Source organism: Parasynechococcus sp. (assembly GCF_042954245.1).
Classification (GTDB): Bacteria; Cyanobacteriota; Cyanobacteriia; order PCC-6307; family Cyanobiaceae; genus Parasynechococcus.
On record NZ_JBGKDP010000023.1, the window covers coordinates 1 to 2,053 of the forward strand.

The 2,053-nt window shown below is 59.1% G+C and carries 4 protein-coding genes and 1 tRNA gene; 1 reads left to right on the top strand and 4 read right to left on the bottom strand.

Going from position 1 to position 2,053, the window contains the following annotated elements:
* Window positions 1-52: 52 nt before the first annotated feature.
* Window positions 53-640 (top strand): L-threonylcarbamoyladenylate synthase, encoded by a 588-nt coding sequence (locus ACGVJ8_RS00775; protein ID WP_392345041.1) that lies wholly within the window; start codon window positions 53-55, stop codon window positions 638-640.
* A gap of 180 nt (window positions 641-820) precedes the next feature.
* On the opposite strand, the gene ACGVJ8_RS00780 is transcribed toward ACGVJ8_RS00775, so the two are convergent.
* From ACGVJ8_RS00780 to minD, 4 genes are all read right to left on the bottom strand, one after another.
* Window positions 821-892: transfer RNA gene (locus ACGVJ8_RS00780), tRNA-Thr, on the bottom strand.
* A 25-nt stretch (window positions 893-917) separates the two neighbouring features.
* Complete coding sequence (locus ACGVJ8_RS00785; RefSeq protein ID WP_392345038.1) at window positions 918-1,133, bottom strand: response regulator transcription factor; 216 nt, start codon at window positions 1,131-1,133, stop codon at window positions 918-920.
* Window positions 1,134-1,152: 19 nt separating this feature from the next.
* On the bottom strand, window positions 1,153-1,440 hold the full coding sequence (minE, locus tag ACGVJ8_RS00790; RefSeq protein ID WP_392345039.1) for a cell division topological specificity factor MinE: 288 nt from the start codon (window positions 1,438-1,440) through the stop codon (window positions 1,153-1,155).
* 4 nt (window positions 1,441-1,444) lie between these two features.
* A partial coding sequence (minD, locus tag ACGVJ8_RS00795) for a septum site-determining protein MinD (protein ID WP_392345040.1) occupies window positions 1,445-2,053 on the bottom strand: 609 nt, incomplete at its 5' end.

The following is a 2,053-nucleotide window of genomic DNA, read 5'->3' on the forward strand; positions in this document are numbered from 1 at the left end:
CTCGCTTTGCAGTGGCCCAGAACAAGGCATCCCCAGCACCATGACCGACGCCATGCCACGGTTCACGGACGCCAACGCATTGGCGGCTCAGCTCCGCGATGGGCAGGTTGCGGCCATCCCAACAGACACCTTGCCCGGTTTGGCCTGTCGGCCCGAGCAGGCCGACAAGATCTGGTCGCTGAAGCGGCGCCCGGCGGACAAACCTCTGATCTTGATGGCAGCCACTGCTGCGGAGCTGTTGGCGGAAGCCCAGTCAGTTTGTCGGCAGGACGCTCAGCAGTTGGCCATCAACCATTGGCCGGGTGCAATCACCTTGGTGCTTCCTGCCCTTGCGTCTGGGATGCTGCGTTACTTGAACCCTGGTGGGTCAACGGTGGGGCTTCGCATTCCCCATTGCGCGATGACGCTCGAGCTGCTTGCTGCAAGCGGCCCCCTAGCCACCAGCAGTGCCAACTTGTCCGGTGAGCCATCCACACAGAGTGCTGAGGAGGTGGCTCGGATTTTTCCGACAATCCCCCTGTTGGGACCCTCGCCCTGGCCCAGACCATCCGGCCTGGCCAGCACAGTTCTGAAGTGGCATGGCCCAGGTCAGTGGCGGATTCTCAGAGCTGGTGCTGTGATTCCTCCAGGAGTGGGCTGACGACGTGTTGCTGCTGATCGCCCTATGCATGGTTTGCATGGGCCTCTTTCACTGGTTGTTTTGGCCGCTTGAACAGGGTTTAACCGTGCTGCTCCAGATGCGATGGCTTCCCTGGTTTGGCCTGGCGATTCTGGTGTGGCTCTTGTCAGGACAAGACCGTCGCTCTAACTGAACATTGGAAGCCGGCTAACGGATTTGAACCGATGGCCTTCGCTTTACAAAAGCGCTGCTCTACCACTGAGCTAAGCCGGCACCTTTTCATTTTACGTGGTCGCCCTTAGGGCTCGGTTGCCTGTTGGGCGTCGGTGAGCAAAAGGACAGCGAGTTGGAGCCTGCTGGTGCAGCCGGTTTTCGCGAGCGCCTTGCTGATGTGACACTCGACGGTGCGAATGCTGAGCACCAGATGCTGAGCAATGGCTTTGTTGCTCAGGCCTTGGCTCAGCAAGTTGCCCACCCGCTGTTCGGCGGAGGTCAGGGTGTTGAGGGCGGTCATCTGTCAGCAGGGTGGCTGCTCAGAGAGTTCCCCCGGATCCAGATTTCTCGAGTGCACGGCGAATCGGAAGATTGGCGACCAAGGCCGTCACGCGGTCTTCCGTTTCCAAAGTGACATCTCCCTCCTCTAAATCGATTTCGACGTATCGAGCCACGACCTCGAGAATTTCGCGCCTCATCTGTTCCAGCAATTCGGGATTGAGATCACTGCGGTCATGGGCGAGAACAAGCTGAAGCCGTTCCTTGGCTGTTCCTGCACTGGAAGGTTCCCGTCGCAGCAGTTTGTCGATGAACTCCTTGAGTGTCATTCGTTCAGAAAATCTTGGTTTGCATCAGCTGGCGCACCTTTGCGCGGAGTCCACGGCGGACTTTGGCTGGATCCATCAGAGGGATGGCGTCACCTTGGAGACGGCCGGCGATGTTGTTGTAGGCCAGGGCTGCAGGGGACTGATCGTTGCCGAGGGTGAGGGGTTCTCCTCGGTTCGTGCTGACGATCACTTGCTCATCCTCGAAAACGAGGCCCAGCAGGGGAAGGGCAAGGATGTCGGTGACGTCATCGACGGAGAGCATCTCCTGATTGCTCATCATCTTGGGCCGGACTCTGTTGAGGATCAGCTGAACAGGTGCAACGCCCTGGGTGTTCAACAGTCCGATCACACGATCCGCATCCCGCACCGCAGCCACTTCAGGTGTCGTGATCACCAAGGCTTCTCGTGCCGCAGCGGCGGCGTTTTTAAAGCCATCCTCAATCCCTGCCGGACAGTCGATCAGCACGTAATCGAAGCTTTGCTCGAGCATCGCCACGATCGATTTCATGTCTTTGGGGGTCAGCCACTCGAGCATGCGTGGATTGCCGGCCGGGAGCAGGGCGAGATTGGGCTCCTGCTTGTGTTTCACCAGGGCTTGTTCCAGGCGGCAGCT